Origin of the sequence: Arthrobacter sp. C2, from assembly GCA_024207135.1 — a bacterium.
Taxonomy (GTDB): domain Bacteria; phylum Actinomycetota; class Actinomycetes; order Actinomycetales; family Micrococcaceae; genus Paeniglutamicibacter.
This window is the reverse complement of sequence record CP042428.1, coordinates 2,885,340-2,901,533: the sequence shown is the minus strand read 5'-3', so window position 1 is coordinate 2,901,533 and position 16,194 is coordinate 2,885,340. Positions and strand designations below refer to the sequence as shown.

General features: G+C 64.4%; 13 protein-coding genes. 9 read left to right on the top strand and 4 right to left on the bottom strand.

Features of this window, described 5'->3' with window-relative positions:
- Positions 1-217 precede the first annotated feature (217 nt).
- Positions 218-1,174 carry a GlxA family transcriptional regulator gene (locus tag FPY90_RS13460; RefSeq protein WP_498681600.1) on the bottom strand — a complete coding sequence of 319 codons (957 nt, stop codon included), beginning with the start codon at positions 1,172-1,174 and terminating at the stop codon, positions 218-220.
- Between the two features lie 112 nt (positions 1,175-1,286).
- Here FPY90_RS13460 and FPY90_RS13455 point away from each other — a divergent pair, with 112 nt between their 5' ends.
- Together FPY90_RS13455 and FPY90_RS13450 are read left to right on the top strand one after the other, a co-directional pair.
- Positions 1,287-1,925: an HD domain-containing protein gene (locus FPY90_RS13455; RefSeq protein ID WP_498681596.1), complete on the top strand. Its 639-nt coding sequence runs from the start codon at positions 1,287-1,289 to the stop codon at positions 1,923-1,925.
- 333 nt (positions 1,926-2,258) lie between these two features.
- Positions 2,259-3,485 (top strand): MFS transporter, encoded by a 1,227-nt coding sequence (locus FPY90_RS13450; protein WP_498681594.1) that lies wholly within the window; start codon positions 2,259-2,261, stop codon positions 3,483-3,485.
- A 136-nt stretch (positions 3,486-3,621) separates the two neighbouring features.
- On the opposite strand, the gene FPY90_RS13445 is transcribed toward FPY90_RS13450, so the two are convergent.
- A complete protein-coding gene (locus FPY90_RS13445; protein ID WP_071213763.1) occupies positions 3,622-4,539 on the bottom strand; it encodes a LysR family transcriptional regulator in 918 nt (305 codons plus the stop codon).
- Positions 4,540-4,738: 199 nt separating this feature from the next.
- On the opposite strand from FPY90_RS13445, the gene FPY90_RS13440 reads away from it, so the two are divergent.
- From FPY90_RS13440 to FPY90_RS13415, 6 genes are all read left to right on the top strand, one after another.
- The gene (locus FPY90_RS13440) at positions 4,739-6,199 is read left to right on the top strand and encodes an aldehyde dehydrogenase family protein (RefSeq protein ID WP_071213764.1); all 1,461 of its coding nucleotides are present in this window, start codon (positions 4,739-4,741) and stop codon (positions 6,197-6,199) included.
- 141 nt (positions 6,200-6,340) lie between these two features.
- Positions 6,341-7,138, top strand: coding sequence for a dioxygenase family protein (locus tag FPY90_RS13435; RefSeq protein WP_071213765.1), 798 nt, complete (start codon positions 6,341-6,343; stop codon positions 7,136-7,138).
- 156 nt (positions 7,139-7,294) lie between these two features.
- The gene (locus FPY90_RS13430) at positions 7,295-8,086 is read left to right on the top strand and encodes an IclR family transcriptional regulator (protein WP_498681592.1); all 792 of its coding nucleotides are present in this window, start codon (positions 7,295-7,297) and stop codon (positions 8,084-8,086) included.
- Positions 8,087-8,207: 121 nt separating this feature from the next.
- Positions 8,208-9,224 (top strand): PDR/VanB family oxidoreductase, encoded by a 1,017-nt coding sequence (locus FPY90_RS13425; protein WP_083411045.1) that lies wholly within the window; start codon positions 8,208-8,210, stop codon positions 9,222-9,224.
- Between the two features lie 20 nt (positions 9,225-9,244).
- Positions 9,245-10,447, top strand: a complete 1,203-nt coding sequence (locus FPY90_RS13420) for a cytochrome P450 (RefSeq protein ID WP_498681591.1) — start codon at positions 9,245-9,247, stop codon at positions 10,445-10,447.
- Positions 10,448-10,494: 47 nt separating this feature from the next.
- Positions 10,495-11,862, top strand: coding sequence for an MFS transporter (locus FPY90_RS13415; protein WP_071213768.1), 1,368 nt, complete (start codon positions 10,495-10,497; stop codon positions 11,860-11,862).
- Positions 11,863-12,787: 925 nt separating this feature from the next.
- On the opposite strand, the gene FPY90_RS13410 is transcribed toward FPY90_RS13415, so the two are convergent.
- Positions 12,788-13,726 (bottom strand): MBL fold metallo-hydrolase, encoded by a 939-nt coding sequence (locus FPY90_RS13410; RefSeq protein ID WP_286135275.1) that lies wholly within the window; start codon positions 13,724-13,726, stop codon positions 12,788-12,790.
- On the bottom strand, positions 13,710-15,131 hold the full coding sequence (locus FPY90_RS13405; protein WP_498681589.1) for an aldehyde dehydrogenase family protein: 1,422 nt from the start codon (positions 15,129-15,131) through the stop codon (positions 13,710-13,712). The genes FPY90_RS13410 and FPY90_RS13405 overlap by 17 nt, the downstream gene beginning before the upstream one ends.
- A 209-nt stretch (positions 15,132-15,340) precedes the next feature.
- On the opposite strand from FPY90_RS13405, the gene FPY90_RS13400 reads away from it, so the two are divergent.
- On the top strand, positions 15,341-16,138 hold the full coding sequence (locus tag FPY90_RS13400; protein WP_071213771.1) for an SDR family oxidoreductase: 798 nt from the start codon (positions 15,341-15,343) through the stop codon (positions 16,136-16,138).
- Positions 16,139-16,194: the final 56 nt, after the last annotated feature.

The window sequence follows — 16,194 nt, the reverse complement described above, 5'->3', positions numbered from 1 at the left end:
TCCCCGGAACCACAACATTCTGCACAGCAGAAAGCTGGAGCATGGTCGTCGACCAAAGGGACCGGTTCCACGGCGGGGGCATGGATGGTCGGTGCGCCGCGAATTACCAGACAATGGATGCTCCAGAACGGGACCAGCTTGAAGGGGCACCACCCGCGGAAAAGGGGTAGCTGTCCGCATCCGCATCGGCGACAGGTAACGCCAGGGCGGAAGACGTTCAGTCCCGCCGGGTTGTGGAAAAGCGGTCGCGGAAACTGGTCGGCGTTGTATCAAGCTGCCGGGCGAATGCCCGTCGGAGGGTTTCGTCGCTTCCGAATCCGCTCAATTGCGCCACCTGCGTCATCGAGCGGCCTTCCAGGATCAGGGCCCGGGCCGCGTCGACGCGAACCCGTTCGAGCCAGCGGGCCGGAGTCGTGGCGGCCTCTGCCCGAAACATCCGGTTCAGGTGGCGCACGCTCACCCCGGCGCTCGCCGCCATGGACGAGGCGGTATGTGCGCCGACGGGATCGGCCAGCACCGAGTCCATCAGCGTCCGCAACGGACCGTTCTGCGCCGGGGGTGTGCTCAACGCGGTCGAGAACTGGGTCTGGCCGCCGGGCCGGTGCATGAACATCACCAGCTCGCGAGCCGTTTCACGGGCGATTTCCACCCCGAGGTCCTCCTCGACCAGGCTCAGGGCAAGGTCGATGCCAGCGCTGATTCCCGCCGAGGTCAGGTAGCGACCGTCGCGCACATGGATGACATCGGGCTCGACCTTCACGCGGGGATACCGGGTCGCCAGGGTGTGCGCGTGCCGCCAGTGGGTCGTCGCCCGGCGCCCATCGAGGTGCCCCAACTCCGCCAGGACGAACGCCCCGGTGCACACCGAGGCGACCCGTTGCGCGCCAGTGGCCAGCGAGTCGACGGACGACAGCAGCTCCTGGTTGATTCGGCCTTCCGGAAGCCGTGCCCCGCCGGCGACGAGCAGCGTGTCCACCGGCCCGGCATCGGCGGCGGCAAGTGTCTGACCGAGTTCCATCCCCGAGGAGGAAATGACCCGACCGCCCCGGGGCGAGACGAACGCGAGGTCATAGAACTCGCGCGCCGGATCGGCGAGGTTGAACACCTCTGCCGGCCCGCTGGCATCGAGCATGGTCATGCCGTCGAAGACCACGAGGCCCATCCTGATGGTCATGTCCGAAATCGAGGGAGACTGGGCAAAAAAGACATGTCCCCAGCCTAGCCCGTCAGGCCAGAATGGGAAGTGCACTATTCGCAGAACAGGCTACAGAAGGCGGCAAGCATCCATGACCGAGACCATTGCAGGCATCCGGATCCCAGACAGCAAGATGGCCCAGGATGCCACCGAGCTCCTGCGTGAGGTGGCCACCGAGCTCGTGTACAACCATTCCCGGCGCGTGTTTGTCTTTGGATCGCTGCGCGGCCAGACGCAGGGGCTCGACTACGACCCCGAGCTGCTGTACATCGGGGCGATGTTCCACGACCTCGGGCTCACGGACAAGTTCCGACGCACCGACCAGCGCTTCGAGATCGACGCCGCCGACGAGGCGCGCCGCTTCCTGGGCGACTACGGCATCACCGGCGAGGCGGCAGACAAGGTCTGGTCGGGCATCGCACTGCACACCACCCCGGAAGTCCCGCTGCACATGGCGCCGGAGATCGCGCTGGTCACCCGCGGCGTCGAACTCGACGTGCTGGGCATCGGCTACGACGCGATCACCGACGACCAACGCAATGCCGTCGTGGCGGCGCACCCTCGCCCCGATTTCAAGAACCAGATCCTGGCCGCCTTCGCCAACGGCCTGAAGGACCGCCCGGACACCACCTTCGGCAACGTGAAGGCCGATGTCTTGGCGCACTTCGTCCCGGGATTCAAGCGCGGCGACTTCGTGGAAGTCATCCAGGGATCAGCCTGGGCCGAGTAGGCCGGCAGGGCAGGCAAGCCGGTGCCACGCAGTGCTTGATGCGTGGCACCGGCTTTGCCGACCGGCGGATTCCGTGACAAGCACCCGGTCTGGAACAGGCCCTGGAGCACGTGCGCGACCGGGGGCTTTGAGTCTCGGAGGTGTCCAGTGCAGCCGCGTGCCGGTTTCCGAAGCGCGCCGGTGCCAAGCCCGATGTGAACATAGATTTTTTCTATGTGTGGTGCACGCCGCATCTATTGGACAATATAATGCGAGCTTAGGCACACTTGGTGGTGATGGGTGCCATAGATCTCTTGGCTCCCGAAAGTCTTGACCTAAGGTTCCACACACTCCATGAAATCCACCCGCAATAAATGGATCGTTGCCCTGTGCTGGCTGACGGTTGTTTTCGAGGGCTTCGACATTGTCGCCCTCTCCGCCTCGATTCCGCAGCTGATCGATACCTCGTACGCGGGGATCACCGCACTGGACGCGACCTTCATCGCCACGATCTCGCTGGTCGGCGTCGGTGCCGGCGCCGTGCTGATCGGCCCGATCTCGGACCGCTACGGACGCCGCAACCCGCTGATGGCCTGCGTGCTGATCTTCTCGATCTTCACCATCTTGTTCCCGCTGATGCCCAACGTCGCCCTGCTGGCCACGACGCGCATGATCGCGGGCCTCGGCATGGGCGCATGCATGCCCGTGGCCATCACCATGATGCAGGAAGCCGCTGCCTCCAACGCCCGTGCGCACTCCTCGACCATCACCATGACCGGCTACCACGTCGGCGCCGTGGCCGCCTCGCTCTTCGCGATCCTTGCCCATGCCGACTGGCACCTACTCTTCTACATCGGCGGCGCGCTGGGCCTGGTGGTGCTCCCGTTCATGTGGGCCAAGCTGCCCGAGACCCACGCCGTGGGACTCAAGGACATTGGCACGAAGGCACCAAAATCCAGCATGGCGACGCTGTTCACCGGAGGGCTTGCGCGCTCCACCATCGGCCTGTGGGTCGCTGCCTTCATGGGACTGCTACTGGTCTACGGGCTGAACACCTGGCTGCCGCAGCTGATGCGCGGCGCCGGGTACAACGTTGCGGATTCCCTGGTGCTACTGCTGATCCTCAACGTCGGTGCGATCGCCGGGCTGCTGCTCGGGGGACGCATTGCGGACAAGCGCGGCGTCAAGGGCACCACGATGTTCTGGTTCACGGCTGCCGCGGTGCTGCTGGCCCTGCTGAGCATCCGGATGGAAAGCCAGTTGCTGCTCAACGCCGTGGTCCTGGTGACCGGCTTCTTCGTCTTCTGTGCGCAGGTGCTGGTCTACGGATTCGTCGGATACATCTACCCCAAGCACGTGGTGGGCACCGGCATGGGCATGGTGGCGGGCGTGGGACGCCTGGGAGCCATCGCCGGGCCGGGCCTGACCGGCCTGCTGGTGGCCAGCGGCCACGCCTACCCGTGGGGCTTCTACCTCTTCGCCGGGGCGGCGTTGCTCGGCATGCTCGCCGTGGCCGCCATCCCCAAGCCGGCCGCGCAGAAGGATGCCGACGAGCCGGTGCTCGAAACCCAGTCGGCGTAGGGGCCTTGCCCCCGGGCGCGAAACGCCGCCGGGGAAAACGATCCGGATAGGCAATGGGGGCGCGGTTCCCGGGGATTCGCTGGTGCGAAACCCCGGGAACCGCGCCCCTTTTTCGTGCCCAGGACCCGGCGCCGGCTCAGGGTCCCGCCGGACCCAGCGCCGAAGGCATCTCGCGCAGGGCATCGCGCACCAGCTCGCGGAACCAGAGCACCGGCCCGCCCGCGGCGATCTTGTGGTCGGTGTAGAGGTCCACGGAGAAGGCGGGGCTGTCCACCGGAAGTTCGCGGTGGACCAGGGGCCACTGCCGGCAGAAGCGCTCGGCGATCTCCAGCGGGACCACCGAGGCCAGCGAGGATTCGAGCTGCACCGAGGGCAGCACGGAAAAATGGTGCACGCGCAATGCCGTGCGCAGCGAGATGCCGGATTCCCCCAGCCGTTCCTCGATCTGCCCGTGCCCGGCCGTGGGGTCGATGGTCACGAATCCCAGCGCGTCGAATTGCGCGTGCGTGAGCTTGCCCCGCTTCGGGGCCAAGGCGTGCGGCAGCAGGCAGACGTACCTGTCCTTGATCACGCCCTCGCGCCGCGCGCCGCCGCCGAGCACCAGAGAGGTCAGCACGGCGTCGACCTGGCCGTGGGCCAGCCAATGCGGGATGCGATCCACGGCCATGGGCACCGATTCGAGGTTGGCGGCCGGCGCCAGCGCTGCCAGGCGGGCCATGATCCGCGGCAGGAAGATGACCTCGCCGATGTCCGAGAGGCAGATGCGGAAGGTGCGCCGCGTGGTGGCCGGATCGAAGGCGGAGTTCGAATCCACCGCCGCGTCGATGTTGTCCACCGCGGAGCGGAAGACCTGGAAGAGTTCGTTGGCTCGGGCAGTGGGTTCGAGTCCGCCGGGACCGCGGACAAAGAGCGGGTCGCCCAGCTGGGTCCGGAGCCTGGCCAGGGTGTGCGAGACCGTCGGCTGGGTGAGCGAGAGTTCCTGTGCCGCCCGGGTGACGCTTCGGGCCTCGTAGATTTCCAGGAAGGTGCGCAGCAGATTCAGGTCCATGCTCATGCGCCCACTCTATCGAAGTGATCGATGACCGATTGCGCGTGGATTCGTTGGACCGATGCGTTGTCCTGGCATAGCGTGGAGGTGGGGCGGGTCACGCGCGGGGCGCACGGCAAGGGGGAGCGCCGCGCGCGATGATTCCACGCCCCGCCGGCCCGCGCCGGAATGCCGCATCCATGCCCACCAGATAAGGAACCACAAAGTGCCACTGCTTGAAGAATCACTCTGGAACTCGAAGATCAACGTCAATGGCTGGGTGGCCGGCGGTGCCGGCACCCAGGATGTCGTGGAGCCGGCCACCGGGAACGTGCTTGGCACACTGGGGGTGGCCTCCGCCGAGGACGTGCTGCGTGCCTCCGCCGCGGCCGCCAAGGCGCAGGTGTCCTGGGCGGCGAAAAAGCCCGAGGAGCGGGCAGCGGTGCTGCGCAAGGCGGGGCTGCTGTGGGAAGAGCATGCCGAGGAGGTCAACGGCTGGCTGGTGCGCGAGTCCGGCGGAATTCCCGCCAAGGCGGGGTTGGAGACACACACCGCGGCCAACGAATGCTACGAGGCCTCCGCCCTGCCTTCGATGCCCGCCGGGGACGTGCTGACCACCAACGAGGAACGCTGGTCCTTCGCCCGCCGCCGCCCCGTCGGTGTCGTCTCGGTGATCGCGCCATTCAACTTCCCGCTGATCCTGGCCATCCGCGCCGTCGCCCCGGCGCTGGCGCTGGGCAATGCGGTGCTGCTCAAGCCGGACCCGCGCACCTCTGTCTGCGCGGGGGTGTCGATCATGCGGATCTTCGAGGAGGCCGGGCTGCCCGAGGGCCTGCTGCACCTGCTTCCCGGCGGAGCGGAGGTCGGTGCCGCGGTGGTCGAGGCCCCCGAGGTGCGGGTCATCGCCTTCACCGGTTCCACGGCCGCCGGGCGCAAGATCGGCGAAAGCGCCGCACGGTTGCTCAAGCGAGCCCACCTCGAACTGGGCGGCAACAGCGCCATGATCGTGCTGCCCGGGGCTGACCTGGCCAAGGCCGCCTCGGCGGCGGCGTTTGGTTCGTTCATGCACCAGGGCCAGATCTGCATGGCCACCGGCCGGCACATCGTGCACCAGGACATCTACGAGGACTACGTGGCGGCCTTGGCCGAAAAGGCGAAGAACCTGCCGGTCGGCGACCCGAAGTCCGGAACCGTGGCGATCGGGCCGATCATCGACGGGCGGCAACTGGAGCGGATCGATTCCATGGTGCAGGCGGCGGTTGCGGGCGGCGCGCGGCTGGCGGCCGGCGGGACCCGCGGCGAAGGCTGGTTCTACCCGCCCACGGTCCTTGCGGACCTGGACCCGGAGCACGCTGCGTGGAAGGAAGAGATCTTCGGGCCCGTCGCCCCGGTGCGCAGCTTCTCCACTATCGACGAGGCGGTTGAGATGGCCAACGCATCGAGCTACGGGCTTTCGCTGTCCATCCTCGGGGACGTGGGCATGGCCATGAAGATCGCCGACAGGGTTGAATCCGGCAAGGTCCACATCAACGAGCAGACCGTCTCTGACGAGCCCAACTCGCCGTTCGGCGGGGTCAAGGATTCGGGCAACGGTGGGCGCATCGGCGGGGCCTCGGCCAACATGGAGGCGTTCACCGAGACGCAGTGGCTGACCATGCGTCCGGAGATCGCCCCCTACCCGTTCTAGGGCAGCGTCCCGGAAGGGGAGGCCCCGGCGGTTCAATGGAACCGCCGGGGCCTCCCGGTGGGCTGTTCGCCGGGATGGGCATGTGCCGATTGCCACCAGGAAATGCTTGAAGCATCAACTAATCTGGTTTAGACTGGTCCCATGACTACTGCAGCTGACCTCCCACCGGTGCTCTTCCTCTCCCATGGCGCGCCGCCGCTCGCCGACGACGCCACCTGGACCGCCGAGCTTGCGGCCTGGTCGGGAACCATGGAAAAGCCCAAGGACATCCTGATGGTCTCCGCGCACTGGGAGAACGCGCCGGTGTCGCTGAGCGCCACCCACCGCAAGCAGGAACTGGTCTACGACTTCTGGGGTTTCCCGCAGCACTACTACGACGTGCGCTACGACGCGCCGATGGCGCCGGAGCTGGCCGACGAGGTCGCCCGGCTGACCGGCAACCACGGCCACCACGTGGAGCGCGACGAGACCCGCGGCCTGGACCACGGCGCCTATGTGCCGCTGAAGGAAATGTTCCCCGGGGCCGACGTGCCGGTGGTGCAGATGTCGATGCCCACGCTGGACCCGCAGGGGCTCTTTGCCCTGGGCCAGTCGCTCGCCCCGCTGCGCGAGCGCGGGACCATGATCGTCGGCTCCGGCTTCACCACGCACAACCTGCGCTGGTTCAACCCGGCAGCAGGACCGGACACCACCCCGCCGACGGCCTCGAGCGAGTTCGACCACTGGGCCGAAGAAGCCATGGCCCGCGGGGACGTTGACTCGATCCTCGACTTCCTGCACAAGGCCCCGGCCGCGCGCGAGGCGCACCCGCGCTCCGAGCACTGGGCGCCGCTCTATGTCGCCCTGGGCGCGGCATATGCCTCGGGAGGCATCGAGGCCAAGAGCGCGATCGACGGCTTCTGGTTCGGGCTTTCCAAGCGCTCCTGGTCGCTGACCTAAACCACAGCCAGGAAAGTTCCCCGAAGCCGGGGCTCTGTGTGTAGATCGGTGGCGGTGCTACCGGCTTCGGAGCGAAGGAGTGCCAGTTTCGGATTGAGGCCTGCCGGTAGACTGGCAGCGAGGCAGAGCTCGTCTTGGTGAGAAAGAATCGTGGGAATGGCCAACGCAACCCCGCGTCGGGGAATCGACGCCGAAGGCAGGGTCGTGAAGGCCGCGGATTCCGTGACCTGGAGGTCGCTGGAGATTCTTGGGGCCTTCGACGAACGCCATACGCACTTGTCCTTGAGTGAGTTGTCCCGCCGAGCCGCGCTGCCCATCGCCACCGCACATCGGTTGTCGGCCGAATTGGTGCGATGGGGAGCGCTTGAGAGGTCCGGCAGCGACTTCGTCATTGGCCAGCGGCTCTGGCAGATCGCGACCCTGGCCCCCGTGCAGAAGGACATCGCCGAGATTGCGGCGCCGCACATGCAAGATGTCTTGTTCGTGACGCAAAACGTGGTCAACCTCTTTATTCTCGACGGGTCCTCGGTCCTGTTGTTGGACCGGATTTCCGGGACGCGAGCCGGGGCCCCGTTCCGACGGCCGGGATCGCACCTTGGCCTGCATGCAAGTGCCGCGGGCAAGGTGATGCTGGCCTATGAGGGAATGGAGCTGCTTCCGCGGATCGGCAAGCTGGAGGCTTTTACCCGGCACACCATCACGGACCGGTCCAGGCTGGCCGAAGAAGTGAAAGCCGTGCGCCAACAAGGCTTTGGTGTCTCCAACCAAGAAAGCGGCGAGGACAACTTCGGCTTGGCCGTCCCCGTCATCCTGCCCTCGGGAAAGATCGCGGCGGCCATCGGCGTGGTCTCCCAGAAGGACCCTCCGCCGGTCGGGACAGTGGTTCCGGTCCTCCGAATTGCAGCCCGTGGTATCGCCCGCAGTTTGGTTAGCCGCGAGCTTGCCTGAGTATTTGCCGTCTTTCCATTGGATGGAAGACGCTGCTTGGGCTGTGTTGCAGCGCACTTACGATCGTTGTTGTGGCCCGACGGAAAGATGATCGGGTCGGTAGCAATAAGGAGCGATGGACATGACGCCTCAAACTGGGCGGCTCGGTGCAGCCGTTGACACGGTAAAGCCGGTGGCTAGCGGAGCTGGGCTGTTGGACGTCGTTGTTGACGCGGCCGAGCACGTGGCTGACCAAGTGGTCTCACTGGTATTGCGGCGCATTGACGGCGAGAGCTTTCCCGAGTGGGCCCCAGGGGCCCACATCGACGTCCATCTCGGTGACGGACTCACACGCCAGTACTCCTTGTGCTCCGATCTAAACGACCGTGAAGTCCTGCGTATCGGGGTGCTGCGCGTTCCGGACTCCCGTGGCGGCTCGGAGGCCGTTCACGAAAAGTTGGTTGCCGGAACCCCGCTGACCATTTCGGCGCCGCGGAACAACTTCCCCATGATTGATTCGCGGAAGTACCTGTTCATCGCAGGGGGAATCGGCATCACGCCGATCATCCCGATGATTGAAGCGGCCGAAGCCGCGGGGAGGGAATGGCGCCTGGTCTACGGCGGCCGTTCCCGGCATTCCATGGCGTTTGCCCAATCGCTGGAAGACGCGTACGGGAGCACCAAGGTCAACCTCTATCCGGAGGACGAAGTCGGCCGCCTGGACCTGAACGCGATCCTGGGCATGCCGCGGGCCCACATGCTGGTCTATGCTTGCGGCCCCGGCGGCATGCTGGGCGCCATCGAGGACCTGTGCATGGGGTGGCCTCCAGGTGCACTGCACCTTGAGCGTTTCTCGGCCGACACCTTGGGAGCAGGTTCCGTTAGCGCTCCCTTCGAGGTCGAATTGGCCAAGGCCGGGCGCATCGTCACGGTGCAGACCAACGAGAGCATTCTCGACGCCGTCGAAAAGGTGGGTGTGCGCATTCTTTCATCGTGCCGTGCCGGCCTGTGTGGAACGTGCGAGACGAACATCCTCTCGGGAACGCCCGAACACCGCGACGCGGTGCTGACCGAAGCCGACAAGGACGCAAACGAAGTCATGCTGGTGTGCGTCTCGCGTGCCGCTGCCGGGTGCGACCGACTTGTGCTCGATCTTTAAAGACCAGGAGAGAAACTTCCATGACTACATCCACCAGCGAACCCATCGTCTTCACGGGCGACCCGTACAATGAAGAGCACCTGCTCAACCCCTACCCGTTCCTTGCTTCCTTGCAAGAGGCCGGTTCCGTATCCTGGCTGGAATCGGAACAGACCTACGCCATCACGGGCTACGACGAGGTCTACGAAGTGCTGACGGACTTCGAGACGTTCGTGTCCTCCGGTGGGCTGGGGCCACGCGACATCCGCAAGGACGACGGCTGGCGCCCGCCAAGCATCCTGGAATCAGACCCGCCGATCCATACGCTGATGCGCCGCGCGCTGACCGGTGTCATCAACCCTGGAACGGTCCGTGCCTTGCGCAAGGACTTCACCGCACCGGCTGTTTCACTGGTTGAGGCGTTGGTGCAACGAAACACCTTCGACGCCATTACCGACCTCGCCGAAAAGTACCCGATCGAGGTTTTTCCGGATGCCGTCGGCATTCCGCAGGAAGGGCGCGAGCACCTGCTTCCCTACGGCAACATGGTGTTCAACGCGTTCGGTCCCGAAAACTACATCTACCACCAAGCCTTCGCTGAAGGCGATGAACACGCTCGCGTGGTCATGAACGCCTGCAAGCGCGAGTCTCTGACCGATTCTGGCTTCGGCGCGGGGATCTGGGCCAAGGTCGGCGAAGGATTGATCACGGAAGAGCAAGCCACGCTCTTGGTCCGTGCGCTGCTTTCGGCGGGTGTGGACACGACCATCTTCGGGATCGGAAACACGCTCTCGGTCTTGGCCCGCCATCCGGAAGCCTGGGAACGCCTTCGCAAGGAACCGTCGCTGGCCAAGTTCGCCATTGACGAGGCCCTGCGACTGGAATCGCCATTCCAGAAGTTCCACCGGACGACCACTGTCGATACGGAGTTGGGCGGGGTCGGCATTCCTGCCGGATCCAAGGTCCAGGTCTTCATCGGCGCGGCCAACCGCGACCCCAAGAAATGGGGAGCCGACGCGAACGAGTTCTCGCTGGAACGCACTTCTTCGGGCCACGTTGCGTTCGGCATGGGCCTGCACCAATGTGTGGGCCAGCCGATTGCGCGAATGGAAATGGAAATCGTCTTGCAGCAACTGCTGGAGAAGGTTGTATCGATCGAACTTGTCGGCGAGCCGAAACCGATTCTGCACAATGTCTTGCGCGGATTCGAGTCGATGCCCGTGCGCATCACCACCCAAAGATAGTCATCCGGCCGGGGGCCCAATGCCCCTATTACTTTTGGAGCAACGCTATGTCACTCGATGCTTTACCGCGCCCAAAAAACGCCAAGAGCGACCCTGCCACGTGGACCCCCGGGCGCCGCAAGCGATACGGTTGGCTGACCACCGCGGCACTCCTGGTCCTGATGATGGTCAGCTGGGCGGACAAGGCGATTCTGGGTATCGTGGCGGTTCCGTTGATGCACGACCTCCACATCACCCCGCAACAATTCGGGTTGCTCGGTTCCGCCGTGTTCATGCTCTTCGGGATCGCGCAGTTTGTCGCTGCTCCGATTGCCAACAGGGTCAAGTCCAAATGGATCTTGCTGACCTTGTGCCTGATTTGGTCGGTCGCGCAGGTGCCCATCTTCGTCTTTGCCTCGCTTCCTGCGCTGTGGGCCAGCCGCCTGGTCCTTGGAGCCGGGGAAGGTCCGCTGGCTCCGGTCATCATGCACTCGGTGTACAAGTGGTTCCCTGCCAAGCGGTCGGCCACTCCCGCGGCTGTCGCCTCGTCGGGAGTCACGCTGGGCATTGTCGCGTTCGCCCCAGTATTGGCGTGGGTCAATGCCGAGTTCGGGTGGAAATCCACTTTCGTGTTCTTGGCCATCGTCGGCGTCGTATGGTCGATCCTGTGGCTCTTTATCGGCAAGGAAGGACCCTACACTTCCGTCCAAGCCGAACTCGAGATCGAGGGGCAAGCAGTAAAAACGCTCGACACCGCCAAGGTCCAGGCGTCCGACGCGCCGGTGCGGTACATGCGGTCGTTCTTGACCCCGAGCTGGATCCTGGCCGTGTTGTGTTCATTCTTTGGCTATTGGACGTTTACCGTTGCCACCACGTGGCTTCCGGCCTACTACGAAAACGCCATGGGAATGTCCACGCAGCAGGCGGGTTCATTGATAGCCCTGCCGGCAATTTGGGGTTTCATCGCGACGATCGGCCTGAGCTGGCTGACCGAGGTGCTGGTCAACAAGGGGATCCCCACGCGAGTGTCGCGAGGCGTGGTGTTGGGAGGCGCCGCAACGTTTGGCGGCCTCATGGTCATCGTTGGAACACTGTCGAACATCGATGCCGTTTCCATCATTTGTTTCATGTTTGGCTTCGGCACGGCGCCCGCGCTTTTTGCCGTCACATACCTGGTTGCCTCGGAAATGACCACGATCCAGCAACGCGGAGCCGTTCTGCAAATCACCAATGCCTTCCTGACGACCGGGGGCTTGGTCGCGCCGATGTTCGTAGGATTCATGATTGGATCCGCGGCGGTGCCAAGCGCGGGCTACCTCAACGCCTTCGCTTACACGGGCGGCGCCTTGGCCCTGATCGGGGTGCTGTCGATGATTTTCATCAACCAGCAACGCGACAGGACGAAGCTGGGACTGGACCTCAAGCTCAAGGCCTGAGCTCGGCGCCCGTTCCCGCGATCTGAGATGGCTGCCCCGCACCACATGGTGAGGGGCAGCCAGCTGCATGTGGCGCGGGGCCGTTGCCGAGAAGTTGATGTTCCTCGTGGGGACAGTCGAGCGATCCACGGCCGTTCTGCTCTTGTCGTGCGGCGTTTCGGGGGCACGTGCCCTGAACCTGAGTATTCTACGTTTTGGAGACCACCCATTATCGTGCTTGGCGTCCAACGATATTGCCGTTGGGGGCAAGCATCTGCTTGGATGGGAGCCGCCTAGCCGCAACGAAGCCAACCGTGCCTGACGATGCCGATCTTCTCCCGCATGTTGTCAGCAGCGTCCAGCATCGATTCAAATGGAGTTGTGGATGATCCGGTCCAGGACCGTGTCGTCGTGGACGCCGAGGGGGCCGCGGGCGTCGGATCGCCTTAAGACTTCGACTGTGCCGGACACCGTCCAGCCGCAGCGGCGCGACATGTGCCCAAGCAATATGCTCAAGCGCTTTCCAGCAGCGGCCGCACCACCCCGGCAAGATCGAACCGGCCACGCTCTTCCAGGGACTTGCAACGCCCAACGGTTCGTCCCGGGCAATCGGTCCATTTCCGGCCCGGCCGGCTCGCGTCACGGGAACGGTCACCTGTCAATGGCCAAGTGGATCCCAACGATGGCATTCGTGGGTCGCATGGGGAATATTTACGCTATCCCGGGGTGGTCCCCACTCGCAATATTGCTGGCCCCTTGAAAGAACCCATAGATGGGTCAAACCATTGCCAGGCCATGGACATAGATCGTCGAGACCTGCAGCGGAGGGCTTTGGATATCGTGGTTCGGACATGGCAAGGCCTTCCGTCTTCGGGCGGCAGTCCGGAATTGGTTCCGGCTGGCCGCGGGTTCGATGACGGAAGGCCAAGGAGCGTTGCGAGAGAAGTTACATCCCGGAAACCATCGATTCCGGACGGGCAACCTTGTTCAAGGCAAACCGCTGCCCACTGGTGGCGACGGTAATCTTTCCGGAGTACGTCGCTTCGGCGCGGGACTTCCACTGCTCGGGGGTGGCAATGCCGGCCAAGTGGGAAAGCACCAGAGAACGGGCGCCAGAGCTCGCCGCGACGCGTCCTGCGCCCTCCGGTGAGGTGTGGGCGATCATCTGGTGGTTGATGAATGCTGGGCTGAAGTCCTGTGCCCTGTAGAAATCCAGGTTGACTGCCTCATGAACCAGGACATCGGTGTCCTGCGCCAGGATTGCCAGCGCCTCGGACTCGGCGGTGTCGCCCGAGAACGTGACCGAGCCGTATGCGGTGTCGAACCTGAAGGCCAGCGCCGGGAAGATCGGGGGGTGCTTCACTAGCACCGCGGTGACCTTGACCAGGTCGTCCTCGTACACGTCAAAGGGCACTATGCTGTCGGGGTGCGGCACCTCTATCTCGCGGGCACGGACGATCTCGCGCAGGTTTGGACGGGCTTCATCGGTGATGCGGATGTCGACATCGTAGGAATAGGCGTCGAGGCAATGTTGGACCATGCCCATGGTTCCCGACAGCTGTTTGCCGCGCGGGTGGCCGGGATCTTGCCCCGGACCCAGGATGTCGATGGGAGACGTAAAACCGTCCACCGGCGCGCCCCAATTCCACAGCAGGAACGCGGGAAGCTCGACCACGTGGTCGGAATGCAGGTGGGTGATGAAGCCGGCGCGGAAATTCTTGCCGCGCAGCCCCGCTTCGTGGGCCGCACGCGTTGCGCCCAATCCGAAATCAACCATGTAGAAGGAATCCTCCACCCGCAACGCGCTGGCAATCCCGTCTTCATGGCCGCGGATGGCCGGGCCGGCGGCGGTGCCGAGAGTGATGAGTTCAAAGGGAGTGTCCACGTTGTGGCTCCTTCTGCTGGGTTTGGTGCACATTGTCGCGCACATTGATGGTTCGTGTTTCGAGGTACTCGTCGAGTCCCCAGCGTCCGCGTTCCCGCCCGACGCCTGAGGCTTTCCAGCCGCCGAAAGGCGCATCGAGTTCCACGACGGTGTGCTGGTTGATCCACACCGTTCCGGTTTCCAACTGCGAGGCCAGCTCATGGGCGCGTTCTTCGTCGGGCGTCCAGAGCGAGGAACCCAAGCCGAATTCCTGGGCGTTGAGCATCCGGATCAAGGCATTTTCGTCGTCGAAGCCGACGATGGGCAGCGCATTTCCGAACTGTTCCTCGTCAACGATTCTCATCCCGTCGCTGGCGTTCGCAATAACGGTCGGGCTGAGGAAATATCCGGGCAGGTCCGTGCCGCGGTTGTTGCCATGGACAACCCGGGCACCGGAGGAGAGGGCCTGGTCGATCATGTCCTGGACGGTCGCGAGCTGGGAGGCGTTGTGCATGGGGCCCATGGTGGTGCCCTCGGCAACGCCGTGGCCCAGGACGTGCTTGGCAACCTCGGCGCTGATGGCCTCGGTCAGTTCGGTTTCAAGGGAGCGTGGCGCATAGACGCGCTTGACGGCCATGCAGACCTGTCCGGCGTTGCGGAATGCGCTGGCGACAATGCCGCGCGCTGTGGCTGCGACATCGGCATCGGGCAAGACGATGGCCGGGTCGTTTCCTCCGAGCTCGAGGGTGACTCGTTTGACGCTTTGCAGCGACTGGGTGGCCACGGAGATGCCCACATCGGTGGAGCCCGTGAAAGAAATCTTGCGTACCCGGGGCAGCGTGCTCAATGCGACGTTGACCGCACGGTTTGAACTGGTGCGTGTCTGGACGACGTGAGGAGGCAGCACCTGGTTCACGAGTTCAACCAAGGCGATCGTTGAAAGCGGGGTGGTGGGTGCCGGTTTCGCGATGACAGTGCAACCCGCGGCCAGTGCCGGGGCGAGCTTGACCGCAAGCAGGGAAATGGGGAAGTTCCAGGGGGTAATGGTTCCCACCAATCCGACAGGACGGTGTTGGATGCTCAGGCGGCGATCGGCGCGGTCGGGCAGGTTCTCCGATTCCTCCCAGGCCAATTGCGCGTAGTAAGCGAAGACGTCCGCAGCCACCGCAAACTCCTGGGTGGCTTCTGCAAGCGGTTTGCCCTGCTCGCGGCTGAGGATTTCTCCAAGTTCACCGCGACGTTCGCGGATGAGGGCGGAAACCCGTTGCAGTGCCTCGCGGCGCATGGGAAGGTCGGACGCCCAAGCCTTGGCGGCGATAGAGGCGTGGGCGACCGCCTGCTCGACATCCGCCTGCGAATGCTGCGGGGCCACACCGATTTTCTCCAGGGTTGCCGGGTCGAAAATGTCATAGGTGCTTGCAGTCATTCGGGGTGGTCCTTTCGGAACAAATTCACGGTGATCTCTCCTGAAAGCATCCCCGACAGGATGCCGAAGTCTCGTCCACATTTCCATTGGTTGAAAATTTGGGACGGGGATGGGGTCTGCTGGCGTCACACTTGAGGTGGCGAGGAAGACGCCATTCTTGAATTGAACCGGGCTGCGCTGCCCGCACCGAACACGCCGAGGACGCCCACATGAATTTTGCCAGCAAGCCCATCGTCATCACCGGAGCAGCATCCGGCATTGGTGCTGCCACCGCGGCCCACCTGCGCCGACTGGGGGCATCACTCATCGGCGTGGACAGAAACGTCCCGGAAGCCTTCGAAGGGCCATTCATCCAAGGTGACCTGAGCACCTTCGAGGGGGTCGAAGCGATCGCCTCGGAAGTGGGCCGCCTGGCGCCCGAGGGAATCGGGGGACTGGCCAATATCGCGGGCGTTCCCGGCACGGCTCCCTGGCGTACGGTATTGGAGATCAACGTGTTTGCCGTGCGCGATCTCACCAGGGCACTCGTCACCCGGATGGAGCGCGGCTCCAGTGTCGTGAACCTGGCGTCGTCGGTGGCGTGGGAGTGGCGCGCCAATGCACAGGAGTTGGCCGTGTTCGCAATGGAACCGAACCGAGAAAAGGCCCTGGAAGCTGTTGCCGGGGCCATGGAAGCCGACGGGGAATCCTACCTCTTCTCGAAGCAATGCGTCATGCTGCTCTCCGGTGAACTGGCGGCCGAGAACTTGTCCGCGGGCGTCCGCGTGAACTCCGTCAGTCCCGGGCCCGTCCAGACCCCCATTCTTAACGATTTCAAGGCGGACCACGGCGCAGCCAAGGTTGAGGGTGCCGCGGCGCTGCTCGGACGTTTCGGCGAACCGGAGGACATTGCCGAAGTCATTGCGTTCCTCCTCTCGGAGCAATCACGGTGGGTCAATGGGACCGATGTCCGCGTAGACGGAGGCTTGACGGCTTACCGCATCAGCGCCGTCGCAAGCCGGGCCTAAAAGGTAGGCGCGGCTAGGGAGAACCGCTTCCCTTCGGGGCGTTACCGCTCATGAAG

What these genes read in the sequence shown, in the direction of transcription:
- FPY90_RS13415 (WP_071213768.1), top strand. Translation starts at nt 10,495, where the DNA reads ATGTCACTCGATGCTTTACCGCGCCCAAAAAACGCCAAGAGCGACCCT.
- FPY90_RS13405 (WP_498681589.1), bottom strand. Translation starts at nt 15,131, where the DNA reads ATGACTGCAAGCACCTATGACATTTTCGACCCGGCAACCCTGGAGAAA.
- FPY90_RS13445 (WP_071213763.1), bottom strand. Translation starts at nt 4,539, where the DNA reads ATGAGCATGGACCTGAATCTGCTGCGCACCTTCCTGGAAATCTACGAG.
- FPY90_RS13400 (WP_071213771.1), top strand. Translation starts at nt 15,341, where the DNA reads ATGAATTTTGCCAGCAAGCCCATCGTCATCACCGGAGCAGCATCCGGC.
- FPY90_RS13420 (WP_498681591.1), top strand. Translation starts at nt 9,245, where the DNA reads ATGACTACATCCACCAGCGAACCCATCGTCTTCACGGGCGACCCGTAC.
- FPY90_RS13460 (WP_498681600.1), bottom strand. Translation starts at nt 1,174, where the DNA reads ATGACCATCAGGATGGGCCTCGTGGTCTTCGACGGCATGACCATGCTC.
- FPY90_RS13435 (WP_071213765.1), top strand. Translation starts at nt 6,341, where the DNA reads ATGACTACTGCAGCTGACCTCCCACCGGTGCTCTTCCTCTCCCATGGC.
- FPY90_RS13450 (WP_498681594.1), top strand. Translation starts at nt 2,259, where the DNA reads ATGAAATCCACCCGCAATAAATGGATCGTTGCCCTGTGCTGGCTGACG.
- FPY90_RS13455 (WP_498681596.1), top strand. Translation starts at nt 1,287, where the DNA reads ATGACCGAGACCATTGCAGGCATCCGGATCCCAGACAGCAAGATGGCC.
- FPY90_RS13430 (WP_498681592.1), top strand. Translation starts at nt 7,295, where the DNA reads ATGGCCAACGCAACCCCGCGTCGGGGAATCGACGCCGAAGGCAGGGTC.
- FPY90_RS13425 (WP_083411045.1), top strand. Translation starts at nt 8,208, where the DNA reads ATGACGCCTCAAACTGGGCGGCTCGGTGCAGCCGTTGACACGGTAAAG.